This is a genomic window from Rhizobium lentis, assembly GCF_017352135.1.
In the GTDB taxonomy this organism is placed as follows: Bacteria; Pseudomonadota; Alphaproteobacteria; order Rhizobiales; family Rhizobiaceae; genus Rhizobium; species Rhizobium lentis.
The window spans coordinates 850,975-866,420 of sequence record NZ_CP071454.1 but is presented as its reverse complement, the minus strand read 5'-3'; the positions used below and the strand labels follow the sequence as shown (position 1 = coordinate 866,420).

Here is a 15,446-nt window from a genome sequence, read left to right as displayed (position 1 = left end):
GATGTAGAATGCTGGAACTCAGGCCCAATTGCGAATGCTGCGACAAGGATTTGCCGCCGGCGAGCGCTGAAGCGCGGATCTGCACCTATGAATGCACCTTCTGCGCCGATTGCGCCGATGGCGTATTGAAGGACGCCTGCCCGAATTGCGGCGGCAATCTCGTCGCCAGGCCCATCCGGCCGGCCGCCATGCTCGCCAAAAATCCGGCATCGACGAAACGCGTGTTGAAGGCCGAGGGCTGCGCGCCCAAGGCGGCTTGAGGAGAATGAAGATGATTCCGGGCGAGATCATTGCCGCAAGCGGCGACATCGAACTCAACGCCGGCGCGCCGACCGTGACGCTGGAGGTTTCAAATACGGGCGACCGGCCGGTGCAGGTCGGCAGTCACTACCATTTCGCGGAAACCAATGCCGGGCTTTCCTTTGATCGGGCGGCGGCCAATGGCAAGCGGCTCGATATTCCGGCAGGTACGGCCGTGCGCTTCGAGCCGGGGCAGACGCGCTCGGTGACGCTGATCCCGCTGTCCGGCAAGCGTGAGGTCTACGGCTTCCGTCAGCTAGTGATGGGCAAGCTCTAGATCAATCGGGAGGCATGTATGCGTCTGAATATGTGCCTTACCGGGGCGGCGATGCTGGTTGCGGCCGGCGGTGCCTCGGCCCAGGATGTCGATTGCAAGAATCCCCAGACGCAATCGGACATGACCTCCTGCGAGGTGGCGCGCCACGAGACCGCCGACAAGGCGCTGAACGAACAGTACAAGAAGACGCGCGCAGCCATGGTGGCGGTCGACAAGGATCTCGACGGCGACATGAAGGGTGCAGAGAAAGCGCTGGTCAAGGCACAGCGCGCCTGGATCGATTATCGCGACGCCGAATGCGATGCCTTCGGCTTTCAGGCCCGCGGCGGAACGTTGGAGCCAATGTTGGTGGCCGGATGCCTGGCTGAAGAGACGGAAAAACGCACGAAAGAGCTGAAACGGCTCGAAGATACGATGAGCAATTAAAGTGATCAAAAAGATCGTGATCGTCGGCAATGGCGAGGTCGGAGAAGGACAGGCAGGCATGATCGATGCCGCCGATTTCGTCATCCGCTTCAACGATTGCCGCTCCTATGGGGCAGGCGGCAGCCGCACCGATGCCGTCGCGGTCTGCAATACCGGTCGGCCGGCCAAGGCGATGCTCGGTTCGCCTGAGTGGCGCGTTCATCCCGGCGTCGTTGCTGCTCGCGAAATCTGGAGCGTTCGCGACCCGGAAAAATTTGCTGCGATGCGGGAGCCGCTTGCCGTCTCCCATCCCGATCTTGATGATTTCTGCGACGACTATACGAATGCATTCGCCGCATTCTGCGCGGAGACCGGCAAGACGCATGTCGTCGTCGGCAAGGCGGTCCACGAGGCAGTCGACGCCTCGCTTTCGGCCTTTGCGCCTGAGCCCTATGTCGTGCCGAGCAGCGGCATGATCGTCGTTGCCGAAGTGATGAATAAATTTGCCGAGGCCGAGGTCATGCTGGCCGGCTTCGGGCACGCCGGCTGGGAATGGCACCCGTTTGCGGCCGAACGGCAGCTTGTCGATAGCTCTATTGCTGCCGGTCGCCTCACGCGGCTCGGCGAAAAAACACTTGTCTCTTCCTCCTACGGAGCCTGATGGATGCCCTACAAGATCTCGCGCGCCGCCTATGCTGGCATGTTCGGACCGACCACCGGCGATAAGGTGCGCCTTGCCGACACGGAGCTCTTCATCGAGATCGAGAAGGATTTCACCACTTATGGCGAGGAGGTGAAGTTCGGCGGCGGCAAGGTGATCCGCGACGGCATGGGGCAGAGCCAAGTGACGCGGGCGGACGGTGCGGTCGATACTGTTATCACCAATGCGGTGATCGTCGACCATTCGGGGATTTACAAGGCCGATATCGGCCTCAAGAACGGGCGCATCGTTGCGATCGGCAAGGCGGGAAATCCGGATATGCAGCCCGGCGTCAATATCATCGTCGGCCCGGGCACGGAGGCGATCGCCGCTGAAGGCAAGATCGTCACGGCGGGCGGCATGGACAGCCATATCCACTTCATCGCGCCGCAGCAGATCGAGGAAGCGCTGATGTCGGGTATGACCTGCATGCTCGGCGGCGGCACGGGGCCGGCGCATGGCACGCTCGCCACCACCTGCACGCCCGGCCCCTGGCACATCGCGCGCATGATCGAGGCAGCCGACGCCTTCCCGATGAACCTTGCCTTTGCCGGCAAGGGCAATGCCTCGCTGCCGGGTGCTTTGACCGAAATGGTGCTGGCCGGCGCCACCTCGCTGAAGCTGCACGAAGATTGGGGCACGACGCCCGCCGCCATCGATTGCTGCCTGTCGGTCGCCGACGAATATGACGTGCAGGTGATGATCCACACCGACACGCTGAATGAAAGCGGCTTCGTCGAGGATACGATCGGCGCCATCAAGGGCCGGACCATCCATGCATTTCACACGGAAGGGGCGGGCGGCGGACACGCGCCCGATATCATCAAGATCTGCGGCCAGCCGAACGTCATCCCCTCGTCGACCAATCCGACCCGGCCCTATACGGTCAATACCATCGCCGAGCATCTCGACATGCTGATGGTCTGCCATCACCTGTCGCCGTCGATCCCCGAGGATATCGCTTTTGCCGAAAGCCGCATTCGCAAGGAGACGATTGCCGCCGAAGACATCCTGCATGATATCGGCGCCTTCTCGATCATCTCGTCCGACAGCCAGGCCATGGGCCGTGTCGGCGAGGTGGCGATCCGCACCTGGCAGACGGCCGACAAGATGAAGCGTCAGCGCGGCCGGCTGAAGGAGGAAAAGGGTGACAACGACAATTTCCGCGTTCGCCGCTATATCGCCAAATATACGATCAATCCGGCGATCGCCCATGGTCTGAGCCACGAGATCGGCTCGGTCGAAATCGGCAAGCGCGCGGACCTCGTGCTGTGGAATCCGGCCTTTTTCGGCGTAAAGCCTGACATGGTGCTGCTCGGCGGCTCGATCGCCGCCGCTCTGATGGGCGATCCGAACGCTTCAATCCCGACGCCGCAGCCGGTGCATTATCGGCCGATGTTCGCCTCCTATGGAAAGAGCCTCACCAATTCCTCCGTCACCTTTGTCAGCCAAGCCTCGCTCGATGCCGGCCTGAAGGGCCGGCTCGGGGTCGCGAAGGAATTTGTGGCGGTGAAAAATACGCGCGGCGGCATCTCCAAGGCATCGATGATCCACAATGATCTGACGCCGGAGATCGAAGTCGATCCGGAGACCTACGAAGTCAGGGCAAACGGTGAATTGCTGACCTGCGAACCGGCGACGGTGCTGCCGATGGCGCAGCGCTATTTCCTGTTTTAGGCTCGATCATCCGCGTGCGCCGATGACTGCGATGAGGACTGGCATCCGCTGGCTGCTGCGGATCGTATTCTTGCTGGTGTTTCTGGCAACGGCAGGAACCTTCATTCCCCGGCCGCTGATCGCTCCGGTCAAGGCGTCATCGTCGGCGGCAACCCATCAGATTCTCCTGCTGGCGGGACCGATTCATACCGATATCGCCATTCCGCTCGATGAAGAAACGCGGGCGGCCTTTTCCTTCCTCGCCGATACCGATTTTCCGCTCGCTCATCCGAACGCGGAATGGCTCGTCGTCGGTTGGGGCGGCCGCGCCTTCTATCTGGAAACACCGACCTGGGCCGAGCTGAAGCCGCTGCCGGTGCTGCGGGCGCTGACAATCGATCGTTCGGTGCTGCATGTGGATCTCGCCGGCCACATCACCGAGCCACAGCCCGCTGTTACGGCATTCGATATCGGTGAGGATCAATTGGCGCAGCTGCGCAACTTCATCCTGGACAGCTTCGACGGCGAGGCAGGCGAGATCGCGCCGATTCCGAATGCGGGTTACGGCGGAATCGACCGGTTCTTCGAGGCCGAGGGATACTTCAACGCCCTCGTCGGCTGCAACACCTGGACCGCCGCTGCGCTCCGTTCGGCAGGGCTCCGGACCGGCTTATGGAACCCGCTTCCACAATCATTGCGATTGTCGGCGAGTGTCTACAATTGATGCATCCGCCGGCCGGTTCGCACTGAAACGAAATTGTGATCGAAACTCTCCAGCGGTTGTAAAAATCAATGGGAAGCCGCAATTTTCTCCGATTAGACCATTCTGGAACAGCCTCGCCGCCGATCCCAAAAAAGTTGTTTTATATCAATTCTCTACGTACATCCGCGCCCTGTTCGATTCAGGGACTTGAGGTTTACAGCCACTGCTAGAAAAAATCTGTCTACTGAATCGTCAAAAACCGTTCGAATTTTAGCGAGTCGATTAAGACACCCGCAGCAATTGGGCTCTTATCAATGCCTTGAAACGCCGGGCAGGAAGGTCGATTCTGATGAGAAACTGGATGTCGCTGCAGGCCGATTTTGGCGATTTTCAATATCGCAGGCATGTCTATCTGTTTGCGCTGAAAATGAGCTTTGTTGCCGTCATTCTCTCCGGCTTCATCATTGCTCTGACGATACCGCCGCTCGGCTTTCTCGGGCTGCTGCCGGTGACCCTTTCGCATGCGATCGGCTTCGGCGCCATTCTTTCGTGGCTTGTCGGCGGGACGGTTTCCGGCATGCTGTCGCTGGCCGCAGGCTTCACCATGCATGAGCTGACGCTGTCGCGGGCGGAATTCGAAAAGCTCAGCCGCACGGATACGCTCTCCGGTCTCCTGAACCGGCGTGCCTTCACAGAGGCGCTTGATAAAGCCGAAGACAATGCCTCGCTTGTCATTTTCGACGTCGACCGGTTCAAGGCGATCAACGACCGTTTCGGCCATGCTTGCGGCGATGCCGTCATCACCGCAGTCTCGTCCATACTCACGTCCGCCTTTGACGAGATGTGCGTGGTCGCACGGCTGGGCGGAGAGGAGTTTGGCGTCATCGTGGGCGGGGAGTTGCTGGAGTCGCGCATGGAGCGCATCGAAGGCGTCCGGACCCGGATCGCCAGCGGCGTCATTGCGGCCGACGGACACGATATCCGCATCACGGTTTCCGGTGGCGTTGCCGATCTTGTTGCCGGGCGCAGCAAGCAGATGGTCTACGCCTCGGCTGACCGGGCGCTTTATCTCGCCAAGGCGCTTGGACGCAATCGCGTCGTGCACGAACGGGAAGGTCTGCATCATGCGTGGCACGGACTTGCCGAAAATGGTCCCGATGCCGAGACAAGGGCAAATGGGAGCGACAACGTGATGCAGGCCTACGGAATATAAGGCCGGCCCTCAAGTGAAAGGCTGCCATTGGCGCTTGCATCAGCGAGAGCTATTTTGCATGGTCGTCCTTTCAGCAAAACGGACATGTCATGCAGCGCGTCACTTCCTATCTTCCAGCCGGAACCCCTTCCTCCCATCCGACCGCCCAGGTCAAGCTGCCGCATGATTTGCGCCATCTGCGCCGCAAACTGCTGCATCTGGAGAATGGCGAGATGGTCATGCTCGACCTCAAGGATCCGGTACTCTTCGCCAATGGCGATCTTCTTGTGCGCGAGGATGGTGAACTGATCGAGATTCTGGCCGCCGACGAGAAGCTCTTTGAAATTCGCGGCCGCGACCGCACACATCTGGTCGAGCTGGCCTGGCATCTCGGCAATCGTCATCTCGCCGCCCAGATCGAGGAAGACCGTATCGTCATCCTGCGCGACCATGTCATCCGCTCGATGCTGCAGGGCCTCGGCGCTACCGTTCTTGAGATCGACGAGCCTTTCCAGCCCGCGCGCGGCGCCTATCATTCCCATGGTGGGCATTCGCATGACCACGGCCATGCCGCGCATGACCACGGGCATAACCATGCTCATGGCCATGACCACAAACATGATCACAGCTGCAACCACGATCATGACCATGATCACGGGCGGGATCATCACCATGACCGTCCCGGTCACAAGCACGATTGAACACAATGGCTCGGGATCGTGAGCTGCAGGCATTGCTGCGCCTGACGGCGTGGCTGTCGCCGGCCTTTCCGGTCGGCAGCTTTGCCTATTCGGGCGGGTTGGAGCGGGCAGTTGCCGATGGGCTCGTGATCGATGCGGCTTCTCTTGGCAGCTGGATCGGCACGCTGATCGGCCATGGTTCGGTCTGGAACGATGCGGTGTTTCTGGCCGAGAGCCACAGGCAACAGGCGGATGCCGCGCGCCTTGCGGAGGTCGCGGTGCTCGCCGAGGCGCTTGCCGGATCGCGCGAGCGTCATCAGGAAACGATGTTGCTCGGAGACGCCTTCCTCGCAGCGGCACGGGCCTGGCCGGACAAGGTTTTCGACAGGCTGCCCCCCAGGGCAGCTTATCCGGTTGCGGTCGGGGCCGTCGCAGGCGCGCATGGCCTAGAGTCTGAGAAAGTCCTTGCGGTCTTCCTGCATGCCTATGCCTCGCAGGCGGTTTCATCCGGCATTCGCCTCGGCGTCGCCGGGCAGAGGGATGGCGTGGCCGTGCTTGCCGGTCTCGAAGATTGCATTGCCGAGGTCGCCGGCCAGGCGGCAGCCTCGACGCTCGATGATCTCGGTTCCGCCACCGTTCAAGCTGATATTGCAAGCCTGCGGCACGAAACATTGCCGACGCGGCTATTCCGCTCGTGACTTGCAAAATTATCCGCGGGAACTGCGTCATTTGACGGTGGCGCGCACCGCAGCCATCGCTATCATGCGGTGCGATTGGAGTAATACCTATGAAATCAAGAAACGGACCTCTGCGCGTCGGCATCGGAGGGCCGGTCGGCTCCGGCAAGACGGCACTGACTGAAAAGCTCTGCAAGGCGATGCGCGACGACTATTCAGTCGCCGTCGTCACCAACGACATCTACACGACCGAGGATGCCGAGGCGTTGGTGCGCATGCAGGCACTTCCTTCGGATCGCATCGTCGGCGTCGAGACGGGCGGCTGCCCGCACACCGCCATTCGCGAGGATGCTACGATCAATCTTCAGGCGATCGCCGATCTCAACCAGCGGATTCCCGATCTCGACGTCGTCTTCATCGAATCCGGTGGCGACAATCTGGCAGCGACCTTTTCACCCGATCTTGCCGATATCACCATCTATGTCATTTCCGTTTGCCAGGGCGAGGAAATCCCGCGCAAGGGCGGGCCCGGCATCACACGCTCGGACCTGCTCGTCATCAACAAGAAGGATCTCGCCCCCTATGTAGGCGCCGATCTCGACATCATGGATCGGGACGCGACGCGCATGCGCGCAAGCCGACCCTTCGTGTTCTCCGACATGAAACGCGGCGACGGCGTCAGCTCGATCATCAGCTTTCTGAGAGAGCAGGGTGGACTGTGAGCGGCGAGCCTGCCACAAGAGGCAGAGACAACCGGTGACGGTGGCGAAGCGATAAAACAAAACGGGCCGGGAGATGATCCCGGCCCGTTGGTTTTCCGCTTTGTTCACTCAGCTGCAAACGGCGGCAGCCGCAGCACATTGGTGTCGTTGGCGCCCTTTCGCTTGCTTTCCGGCTTTTCGATCGCCGTCAGGCGCTCGTCAAGCGCGTCGATATCGCTGCGGTTCTCGCGGGTGACACGGGTGAGATCCTCGCGTGACAGCGGCAGTTCCTCCTGGTCTTTCCTGCCGACCATGCGGCCGAAGATCCAGCCGAGCAGGCGGGAGAGATCGTCCATGATCAGGAAGAAGGAGGGCACGACAACCAGCGACAGCACGGTCGAGACGATGATGCCGCCGATCACGGCGATTGCCATCGGCGCGCGGAACGAGCCGCCTTCGCCGACACCGAGAGCGGAAGGCAGCATGCCTGCCGACATGGCGATCGAAGTCATGATGATCGGCCGGGCGCGTTTGCGGCCGGCTTCGACCATGGCCTCGACACGGGACATGCCCTGGTGGCGCATCTCGATCGCAAAATCGACGAGAAGGATGGCGTTCTTGGTGACGATACCCATCAGCATCAGAATGCCGATCATGACGGGCATGGACAGCGGGTTGCTGGTGATGATCAGGCCTGCCGCGACGCCGCCGATCGCAAGCGGCAGCGAGAACAGGATGGTGAAGGGCTGGATCACGTCCTTGAAGAGCAGGATCAGCACCGTCAGCACCAGCAGGAGGCCCATCAACATGGCATTGACGAAGCTCTGCTGCATCTCGGTCTGCACCTTGGTATCGCCGCTTTCGGCAAGATGCACGGAAGCCGGGATCTTGGCGTCGTTGACGATCTCGCGGAAACGGGCAGAAGCTGTGTCGAGCGCCACGCCCTGCGGCAGGTCGGAACCGATCGAGACGACGCGGTTGCGGTTATTGCGCTTGATTGAGCTGACGCCTTCCGAATAGTCGATATTGGCGACGCTCGAAAGCGGAACGGTGCCGCCGCTGGCGGTCTGGATCTTCAGTGCCCGGAGGGCTGCAAGATCGCGGCGCATGTCGAGCGCTGCCTGAACGCGGATCGGGATCTGGCGATCGTCGAGCGAGATCTTGGCAAGTGCTGCATCGACATCGCCGATGGTGGCGACGCGGATCGTCTCGGAGATCTGCTGCGGCGTGATGCCGAGGCGGGCAGCTTCATCCTTGCGCGGGTAGACCTGCAGTTCCGGACGGGGCAAGGCGCCGTCGGCGCTGACATTGGCGAGCAACGGGTCGGCACGGAGCTTCGATTCCAGAATGCCGACGGCGTCGTTCAGGTCCTTCTCGTTCTTGGAGAGGAAGTTGAAGGAGAGGTCGCGCTCGCCGCGGTCGTTAAGCTTCAGGATATGAACGTCGGGAATGTCGCGCACCTTGGCGAAGACTTCCTTTTCAATATCCCACTGCGGGCGTTCACGGCCATGGACCTCCACCTTCGGCAGCATTGGCCCGATGACCGGGATGGCGCCGAAGACGTCGTTGACCACCTTCTTGATCAGCGACTGGTCGAGCTTGTGAAGCGCCAGCGTAATGGTGGCGCGGCGAAGTTCGAGATCGCCCTTCGGCGACGCGCCGCCCAGGACGAAGACGCTTTCGACGCCGTTAATGTCCTTGACCCGGTCATAGATCGACTTTGTCGTCTTCTCGGTATCGTCGAGCCGCGCATTGGGCGGCAGTTCGACGGAGAGGACGATGCGCGAGGCATCTTCCGGCGGCAGGAAGCTGCCGGGAACCTTCATCAGCAGCATAACCGAACCGACGAGGAAGCCAACCGCTGCAAAAAGCGTCAGATATCGCGAATATTTATGCCCGGTCGTGGCGCGGATCAGGCGCGTATAGCCCTTCATCAACAGACCGTCATTATCATGATGGTCGTCAACGCCGTCTTCGGCGCGCATGAGATACGCGGCCATCATTGGGGTGATGAGGCGCGCGACCATCAGCGAGAAGAAGACGGAGAAGGCGACGGTCAGGCCGAACTGGATGAAGTATTGGCCCGGAATGCCCGGCATGAAGGAAACCGGTACGAAGACGGCGATGATGGTGAAGGTCGTAGCGATGACGGCGAGTCCGATCTCATCTGCCGCCTCGATCGCCGCCCGGTAGGGCGTCTTGCCCATCTTGATGTGGCGGGCAATGTTCTCGATTTCGACGATGGCGTCGTCGACCAGGATACCTGTCGCGAGCGTCAGGGCGAGGAAGCTGACGAGGTTCAGCGAGAAGCCCATCATGTCCATGACCCAGAAGGTCGGGATCGCGGAAAGCGGCAGCGCGATGGCCGAGATCAACGTGGCACGCCAGTTCCGGAGGAACAGAAGCACGACGATGACGGCGAGCAGGGCGCCTTCGAGCAGCGTGTGAATGGCGGCTTCGTAGTTGCCGTAGGTGAAATAAACCGAATCGTCGATCATCTCGATCTTCACATTCGGGTTCTCACTCCGCACCTTGTCGAGGCTCTGCGCCACCGTTTCGGCGACGCTGACTTCGCTGGCACCCTTCGAGCGGAAGACGCCGAAGGTAACAACCGGCGTGTCATTGAAGCGCGAGAAGGATTTCGGCTCCTCATAAGTGTCCTTGATGACGCCGAGATCGGACAGCTTGACGAAGCGGCCGTTCGGCAGCGCAATTGTCGTGTCGGCAAGTTCGGCGACGTTGCGGGCGTCGCCGAGAACGCGGATCGCCTGTTCGCTGCCTGCCACCTGGCCGCGGCCGGAGCCGAGGTCGACGTTGGTGCCGCGCAGCTGCTGGTTCACGCTTGCAGCGGTGATGCCGTAGGCATCAAGCTTAGCGGGGGTGAGTTCGATGCGCACTTCGCGCTCCGCGCCACCGTAACGGTCGACGCGGCCGATGCCGGCCTGGCCCTGCAGGGCGCGCTTGATCGTGTCGTCGACGAACCAGGAGAGTTCTTCAAGCGACATGGCGGGCGAGGAAACCGCGAAGCTCTGGATCGCCTGGCCCTCGACATCGACCTTGGTGACAATCGGCGTCTCGGCCGTCGCCGGCAGATCACTGCGAATGCGGTCGATCGCATCCTTGACGTCCTGCACGGCCTGTTCCGTCGGCACTTCCATCCTGAACATGACGTTGGTTTGCGAACTGCCGTCGGTCACCGTCGACTGGATTTCGTCGATGCCGGTAATAGAGGCGATCGCATCTTCGATCTCCTTCGTCACCTGCATTTCGAGCTCTGCCGGCGAAGCGCCGCTCTGCGTGACGCTGATCGACACGAGCGGCACGTCGATGTTGGGGAAGCGGGTGATCGGCAGCGTGTTGAAGGACTGGATGCCGATGAATATCAGCAGGCAGAAGGCCAGGAGCGGCGCGATAGGATTTCGAATGGACCAGGCTGAAAAATTCATCGGATGGTCTCTTTAGTTGGAAGCCGAGGGCTGTTCGCGCACCGGCGTGATGTGGTCGCCGTCGCGGACATAGGCGCCCGCCTTGGCGACGACTTCGTCGCCGCTCTTCAATCCATTGACGATCTCGACATAGGCGCCGTCCTGGATGCCGGTTTCGATCTTGGCGAATTTCACCACGCCGTCTTCGACCTTGCGGGCGGAGGAGCCCTCATTGCCCGTGAGCACCGCAGTCAAGGGAAGCGAGACGCCCTCGGTTTCGCGGACGATGATCTCGGCGCTGCCATACATGCCGGAACGCGCCTTGCTGTCATCGTCGATGGAGATATGGACGAGGCCGAGGCGGGTGCTGGCATCGACAGTCGGCGAAACCAGGCGCACGGCGCCGGAAAGCTTTTCACGGCTGCCGGAAAGCGAAATCGTCGCCTTCTGACCGGCCATGACCCTGACGATGTCGCTTTCTGCGACTTCGGCGACAAGCTCAATATCGCCATCGCGGATGAGGGTGAACAGCGGATCGCCGTTGCCGGCGGCAATGGCGCCGACCTTGGCGTTCTTTGCCGAGATCGTGCCGGCGACCGGCGTCTTCACGTCGGTGCGAGCAAGCTTCAGATCGGCGTCGGCAATCTGGCTGTCGAAGACCTTGAGATCGGCTTCGGCGACCTCGATTGCCTGTTCGGCGGAAACGACGCGGGCATTGGCGGCAGCGGCGGTCGCATCGGCCTGCTCGACCTGGGCGGTGGAAACCGTGCCCTTCTTGACCATTTCCTGGGCGCGCGCCTGCTGCTGCCGTGCCTGTTCGGCATTCGCCTGGGCCTCAATGAGCTGGGCGCGCAGCTGGGCAAGGCTTGCCTCGCCCTTGGCCTTCGTTGCCATCATCTGGCTCTTCTCCAGCACCAGTGCGTCGTCGTTGAGCGTCGCCAGCGTGCTTTCGGCCTGAACCTTGTCGCCGACATCAGCCTTCAGCGTGCGGATCGAGAGGCCTTCGACCTGCGGCTGGATGTAGACTTCCTCGACAGGTTTGACCGTTCCGGTGCCGATGACGCGGTCGACGAGCGTGCGGTTGACCGCCGTGGTGACGACGATCGCCGGCAGGTTCTGCTGCGGCTTTGCGACCGGCGTTTCCTGCGAAAAGGCGGCGGATGCAGCCAGTGCCGCTGCAAAAAGGGTGGATATGCCTAGAATTCCAATTGGCTTGCGTGCCATGCGTCTTCGTCCAATCCTGTGACAAGCTTAGCCGAATTCGCGCGTCTGCCACTCAGCTCGCGATAAGGCCACTGCCTTTCCTGCATTCTCAGGGGTATCCACACTTCATCTGCCAGTTTCATCCCTCGCCGGCAAATCGGCTTCCAATTGGTATCGATTTGCTCGATATGCAAGCCCGGCAGAAAACAATTCCCCATGAGCCGATAATAATTACCATCAGAACCTGAATCAATCATCGCAAGATTATGCGAACATGACGATGATTGATCCTGCTCCTCTCCTAATGACGTTTGACGCCGGAAAAATGCGACATCGGAGACACTTTTTTTCATTTCATCCGACAAATAAGAAACGCGCGGATAATTTCTCCGCGCGTTTCGCTTTGGCTCCTGCCGTATTTACTTGGAAGCCGCGTCTGTGATCTCGTGGGTCCAGGCGCCTGCGGGCTCCTTGCTAATGATCTTCTGGTCGAGCAGCGCCTTTGCAGTGCGGGCGTAGAGCGCTTCGTCCAGCTTGCCGGAGCCGTCGCCGACGAGCTTAGCGACTTCGCCCATCATCCGCTTCTGATGGTTTTCGTCCTGGCCGCCGTTGTCGACGACGATCTCGGCCGCCTCGTCCGGGTTTTCGGTCGCATATTTCCAGCCCTTCATCGAGGCGCGAACGAACTTGACCATCTTCTCCTTGAAGGCCGGATCCTTCAGCTTGTCTTCCATCGCATACAGGCCGTCTTCCAGAAGATCGTTGCCCATCTCGGTATAGTTGAAGACCGTCAGTTCCTCCGGCTTGAAACCGGCATCGATCGCCTGCCAGTATTCATTATAGGTCATGACGGAGATGCAGTCGGCCTGCTTCTGGACGAGCGGCTGGACGTCGAAGCTCTGCTTCAGCACGGTGACGCCGTTCGGGCCGCCATCCGTGGATAGGCCGAGCTTATTCATCCAGGCGAAGAACGGATATTCGTTGCCGAAGAACCAGACGCCGAGCGTATGGCCCTTGAAATCGGCCTCGGTCTTAACGGGGCCGTCCTTCCGGCAGATCATTTGCAAGCCGGACTTCTGGTAGGGTTGGGCAATGTTGACGAGCGGAACGCCCTTTTCGCGTGCAACCAGGGCGCCGCCCATCCAGTCGACGATAACATCGGCGCCGCCGCCGGCTATCACCTGCTCGGGGGCGATGTCGGGACCGCCCGGCTTGATGTCGACGTCGAGGCCTTCTTCCTTGTAGAAACCCTTGTCCTTGGCGACGTAATAACCGGCGAACTGGCTCTGTGTGACCCATTTTAGCTGCAGCACCACCTTGTCGGCGGCCATCGCATGAGCAGCGGCCAGCGACATGGCGCTTGCCACCATTGCAACCATCAACTTTTTCATTTTCTTGTCCTTACCCTCTGAAGTTATGCCCGGACCTCATTTGCGAAGACCGCGCGCGCCTAGCCACCACGGATAGACGGATGCCAGAACGTCACCGCCCGTTCGGTGAGGGCGATGATGCCATAGAAGATCGAGCCGGCCAGCGCCGCAACAGCGATTTCCGCCCAGACCATGTCGACATTCATGCGGCCGATCTCGGTGGAGATGCGGAAGCCCATGCCGACGATCGGCGTCCCGAAGAATTCGGCAACGATGGCACCAATCAGCGCTAGCGTCGAGTTGATCTTCAGGGCGTTGAAAATGAAGGGCATCGCTGCCGGCAGCTTAAGCTTGAGCAGCGTCTGCCAGTCGCTCGCGGCATAGGTGCGCATCAGGTCGCGCTCCATGCTGCCGGAGGCGGCAAGGCCCGCGACGGTGTTCACCAGCATCGGGAAGAAGGTCATGATGATGACGACGGCGGCCTTGGACGGCCAGTCGAAGCCGAACCACATGACCATGACGGGTGCGATGCCGATGATCGGTAGAGCAGATACCATATTGCCGATCGGCAGCAGACCGCGGCGCAGGAAGGCGATGCGGTCGGCCAGAACCGCCACCGCGAAGCCGGCGAGGCAGCCAATGATATAACCGATCAGCACTGCCTTGAAGATCGTCTGCCTGACGTCGTCACCAAGGATCGGCAGCGAGGCCATGATGCGCGCGCCGATCGCGCTCGGAGGCGGCAGCAGAATGAAGGGGACGCCGGCGCCACGCGTGATCGCCTCCCAGAGGATGAGAATCCAGGCGCCGAAGATCGCCGGGATCAGCAGCTCAAACGCCGACTTTCCGAAGCTGGTGACGGGCTGCTGGTTCGACAGCTCCGTGACGCAGCGCCAGGCAAGCAGCCAGCAGGCGAAGAGCAGCAAAAAGAACGCCCGCGTCGCCATGCCTTCATTGCCGGAAAGAGCCGAAAGCAGCATCCAGGCAGCGCCATGCGCGCCGATAAACAGCACGGTGGCGCGGTAGGCCGGTGGCTGCGGCGCGAAAGACAGGAGGGCGGCCGCAATGATGATGATGAAGACGAGGCTTGCCATGCCGTCCGTCAAGGGTTGCGCCGCGCCCTCGGCCAGAAGCGGTAGGCTCGTCAGCGCCAAGAGGCAGAGGAGGAGGGCGACGACGCCCTGCCAGGAGAAGCTCAGATGTCTCATGCCGGTCTCCCGCCCATGGCGCGATCAACCATCTTGCCGGCAAGTCCGACGATTGCAACCAGGATCCCCGCCAGCAGCGACCCGGCGACCAGGGCTGCCCAGATGTCGATGGTCTGACTGTAATAGGAGCCGGCAAGCAGTTTGGAACCGATGCCGGCGGTCGCACCCGTCGGCAGCTCGCCGACAATGGCACCGACGAGGCTTGCGGCGATCGCGACCTTCATCGAGGTGAAGAGGAAGGGGATCGAGGCCGGAACGCGAAGTTTCCAGAAGGTCTGCATTGGGCTGGCGTTATAGGTGCGCATCAGGTCGAGATGCATAATTTCAGGCGACCGCAACCCCTTCACCATGCCGACGGCGACGGGAAAGAAGGAGAGGTAAGTCGAGATCAACGCCTTGGAGACAAGGCGGGAGGCGTCTGAATCGAGGTTCAGGAGATGCGCCAGCGCGTTGTCGCCGGTCAGCACGTTGTAGGAGATGATGACGATCATCGGCGCGATGGCGAGGATCGGTATGGTCTGGCTCGCCACCAACCAGGGCATCAGCGACCGGTCCATGGCACGGTTATGCACGATCAGCACGGCTAGGAGTATGCCGAGCAGCATGCCGAAGCCAAAGCCGAGCAGGGTGGAGGAAAGCGTCACCCAGCTATGATAGACGAGGCTGCGGTTGCTCGAAAGTTTTCGCAGGACAGTATTTTCATAGACGTTCTGCACCACCTGATGCGGCGCCGGCAGAATCGGCTTCGGCTGGGCGAGCGTCTTGCCGATGAATTCCCAAGTGGTTGGCGTTGCGCCAGCGCGACTGTCCATGTCGCGCTGGAACGGCGCATTCATCAGGACGGCTGCGACATACCAGAGGGCGACGAGGGCGAGCAGGATGGTGGCGACGGGGATGATTTTGTTTTTGAAGGTGTCTGGTTTCACAGCGACTGCCCCCATATGTTGGC

Annotated in this window: 15 protein-coding genes; 10 read left to right on the top strand and 5 right to left on the bottom strand. The window is 61.0% G+C overall.

The features are described 5' to 3' along the window. Window positions 1–8 precede the first annotated feature (8 nt). The 10 genes from J0663_RS04275 (at window position 9) to ureG (ending at window position 7,312) form a co-directional block, all read left to right on the top strand. Window positions 9–260, top strand: a complete 252-nt coding sequence (locus tag J0663_RS04275; protein ID WP_207243211.1) for a DUF1272 domain-containing protein — start codon at window positions 9–11, stop codon at window positions 258–260. An 11-nt stretch (window positions 261–271) separates the two neighbouring features. Beyond that, the gene (locus J0663_RS04270) at window positions 272–577 is read left to right on the top strand and encodes an urease subunit beta (RefSeq protein ID WP_207244426.1); all 306 of its coding nucleotides are present in this window, start codon (window positions 272–274) and stop codon (window positions 575–577) included. Between the two features lie 18 nt (window positions 578–595). Continuing rightward, the gene (locus tag J0663_RS04265) at window positions 596–1,003 is read left to right on the top strand and encodes a lysozyme inhibitor LprI family protein (RefSeq protein WP_207243210.1); all 408 of its coding nucleotides are present in this window, start codon (window positions 596–598) and stop codon (window positions 1,001–1,003) included. A 16-nt stretch (window positions 1,004–1,019) separates the two neighbouring features. Continuing rightward, on the top strand, window positions 1,020–1,643 hold the full coding sequence (locus J0663_RS04260; protein WP_207244425.1) for an ATP-binding cassette domain-containing protein: 624 nt from the start codon (window positions 1,020–1,022) through the stop codon (window positions 1,641–1,643). Between the two features lie 3 nt (window positions 1,644–1,646). Then, window positions 1,647–3,359 (top strand): urease subunit alpha, encoded by a 1,713-nt coding sequence (gene ureC / locus J0663_RS04255; protein WP_207243209.1) that lies wholly within the window; start codon window positions 1,647–1,649, stop codon window positions 3,357–3,359. 31 nt (window positions 3,360–3,390) lie between these two features. Next, the gene (locus J0663_RS04250; protein ID WP_207243208.1) at window positions 3,391–4,062 is read left to right on the top strand and encodes a TIGR02117 family protein; all 672 of its coding nucleotides are present in this window, start codon (window positions 3,391–3,393) and stop codon (window positions 4,060–4,062) included. Between the two features lie 328 nt (window positions 4,063–4,390). Next, window positions 4,391–5,254 carry a GGDEF domain-containing protein gene (locus J0663_RS04245; protein ID WP_207243207.1) on the top strand — a complete coding sequence of 288 codons (864 nt, stop codon included), beginning with the start codon at window positions 4,391–4,393 and terminating at the stop codon, window positions 5,252–5,254. An 89-nt stretch (window positions 5,255–5,343) separates the two neighbouring features. Beyond that, window positions 5,344–5,934 (top strand): urease accessory protein UreE, encoded by a 591-nt coding sequence (gene ureE / locus J0663_RS04240; RefSeq protein WP_207243206.1) that lies wholly within the window; start codon window positions 5,344–5,346, stop codon window positions 5,932–5,934. A 5-nt stretch (window positions 5,935–5,939) separates the two neighbouring features. After that, entirely contained in the window at window positions 5,940–6,611 is a 672-nt protein-coding gene (locus tag J0663_RS04235; protein ID WP_207243205.1) for an urease accessory protein UreF, read from the top strand. An 89-nt stretch (window positions 6,612–6,700) separates the two neighbouring features. Next, on the top strand, window positions 6,701–7,312 hold the full coding sequence (ureG, locus tag J0663_RS04230) for an urease accessory protein UreG (protein WP_207243204.1): 612 nt from the start codon (window positions 6,701–6,703) through the stop codon (window positions 7,310–7,312). Between the two features lie 104 nt (window positions 7,313–7,416). Here the strand turns inward: ureG and J0663_RS04225 are convergent, their stop codons facing one another. The 5 genes from J0663_RS04225 to J0663_RS04205 form a co-directional block, all read right to left on the bottom strand. Continuing rightward, window positions 7,417–10,737, bottom strand: a complete 3,321-nt coding sequence (locus tag J0663_RS04225; protein WP_207243203.1) for an efflux RND transporter permease subunit — start codon at window positions 10,735–10,737, stop codon at window positions 7,417–7,419. A gap of 12 nt (window positions 10,738–10,749) precedes the next feature. Beyond that, a complete protein-coding gene (locus tag J0663_RS04220; RefSeq protein ID WP_207243202.1) occupies window positions 10,750–11,940 on the bottom strand; it encodes an efflux RND transporter periplasmic adaptor subunit in 1,191 nt (396 codons plus the stop codon). Between the two features lie 398 nt (window positions 11,941–12,338). Beyond that, window positions 12,339–13,310: an ABC transporter substrate-binding protein gene (locus J0663_RS04215; RefSeq protein ID WP_207243201.1), complete on the bottom strand. Its 972-nt coding sequence runs from the start codon at window positions 13,308–13,310 to the stop codon at window positions 12,339–12,341. Window positions 13,311–13,369: 59 nt separating this feature from the next. Further along, the gene (locus J0663_RS04210) at window positions 13,370–14,497 is read right to left on the bottom strand and encodes an ABC transporter permease (RefSeq protein ID WP_207243200.1); all 1,128 of its coding nucleotides are present in this window, start codon (window positions 14,495–14,497) and stop codon (window positions 13,370–13,372) included. Continuing rightward, window positions 14,494–15,423 (bottom strand): ABC transporter permease, encoded by a 930-nt coding sequence (locus J0663_RS04205; protein WP_207243199.1) that lies wholly within the window; start codon window positions 15,421–15,423, stop codon window positions 14,494–14,496. The genes J0663_RS04210 and J0663_RS04205 overlap by 4 nt, the downstream gene beginning before the upstream one ends. Window positions 15,424–15,446 lie beyond the last annotated feature (23 nt).

What these genes read in the sequence shown, in the direction of transcription:
- J0663_RS04275 (WP_207243211.1), top strand. Translation starts at nt 9, where the DNA reads ATGCTGGAACTCAGGCCCAATTGCGAATGCTGCGACAAGGATTTGCCG.
- J0663_RS04270 (WP_207244426.1), top strand. Translation starts at nt 272, where the DNA reads ATGATTCCGGGCGAGATCATTGCCGCAAGCGGCGACATCGAACTCAAC.
- J0663_RS04265 (WP_207243210.1), top strand. Translation starts at nt 596, where the DNA reads ATGCGTCTGAATATGTGCCTTACCGGGGCGGCGATGCTGGTTGCGGCC.
- ureC (WP_207243209.1), top strand. Translation starts at nt 1,647, where the DNA reads ATGCCCTACAAGATCTCGCGCGCCGCCTATGCTGGCATGTTCGGACCG.
- J0663_RS04250 (WP_207243208.1), top strand. Translation starts at nt 3,391, where the DNA reads ATGAGGACTGGCATCCGCTGGCTGCTGCGGATCGTATTCTTGCTGGTG.
- J0663_RS04245 (WP_207243207.1), top strand. Translation starts at nt 4,391, where the DNA reads ATGAGAAACTGGATGTCGCTGCAGGCCGATTTTGGCGATTTTCAATAT.
- ureE (WP_207243206.1), top strand. Translation starts at nt 5,344, where the DNA reads ATGCAGCGCGTCACTTCCTATCTTCCAGCCGGAACCCCTTCCTCCCAT.
- J0663_RS04235 (WP_207243205.1), top strand. Translation starts at nt 5,940, where the DNA reads ATGGCTCGGGATCGTGAGCTGCAGGCATTGCTGCGCCTGACGGCGTGG.
- ureG (WP_207243204.1), top strand. Translation starts at nt 6,701, where the DNA reads ATGAAATCAAGAAACGGACCTCTGCGCGTCGGCATCGGAGGGCCGGTC.
- J0663_RS04225 (WP_207243203.1), bottom strand. Translation starts at nt 10,737, where the DNA reads ATGAATTTTTCAGCCTGGTCCATTCGAAATCCTATCGCGCCGCTCCTG.
- J0663_RS04220 (WP_207243202.1), bottom strand. Translation starts at nt 11,940, where the DNA reads ATGGCACGCAAGCCAATTGGAATTCTAGGCATATCCACCCTTTTTGCA.
- J0663_RS04215 (WP_207243201.1), bottom strand. Translation starts at nt 13,310, where the DNA reads ATGAAAAAGTTGATGGTTGCAATGGTGGCAAGCGCCATGTCGCTGGCC.
- J0663_RS04210 (WP_207243200.1), bottom strand. Translation starts at nt 14,497, where the DNA reads ATGAGACATCTGAGCTTCTCCTGGCAGGGCGTCGTCGCCCTCCTCCTC.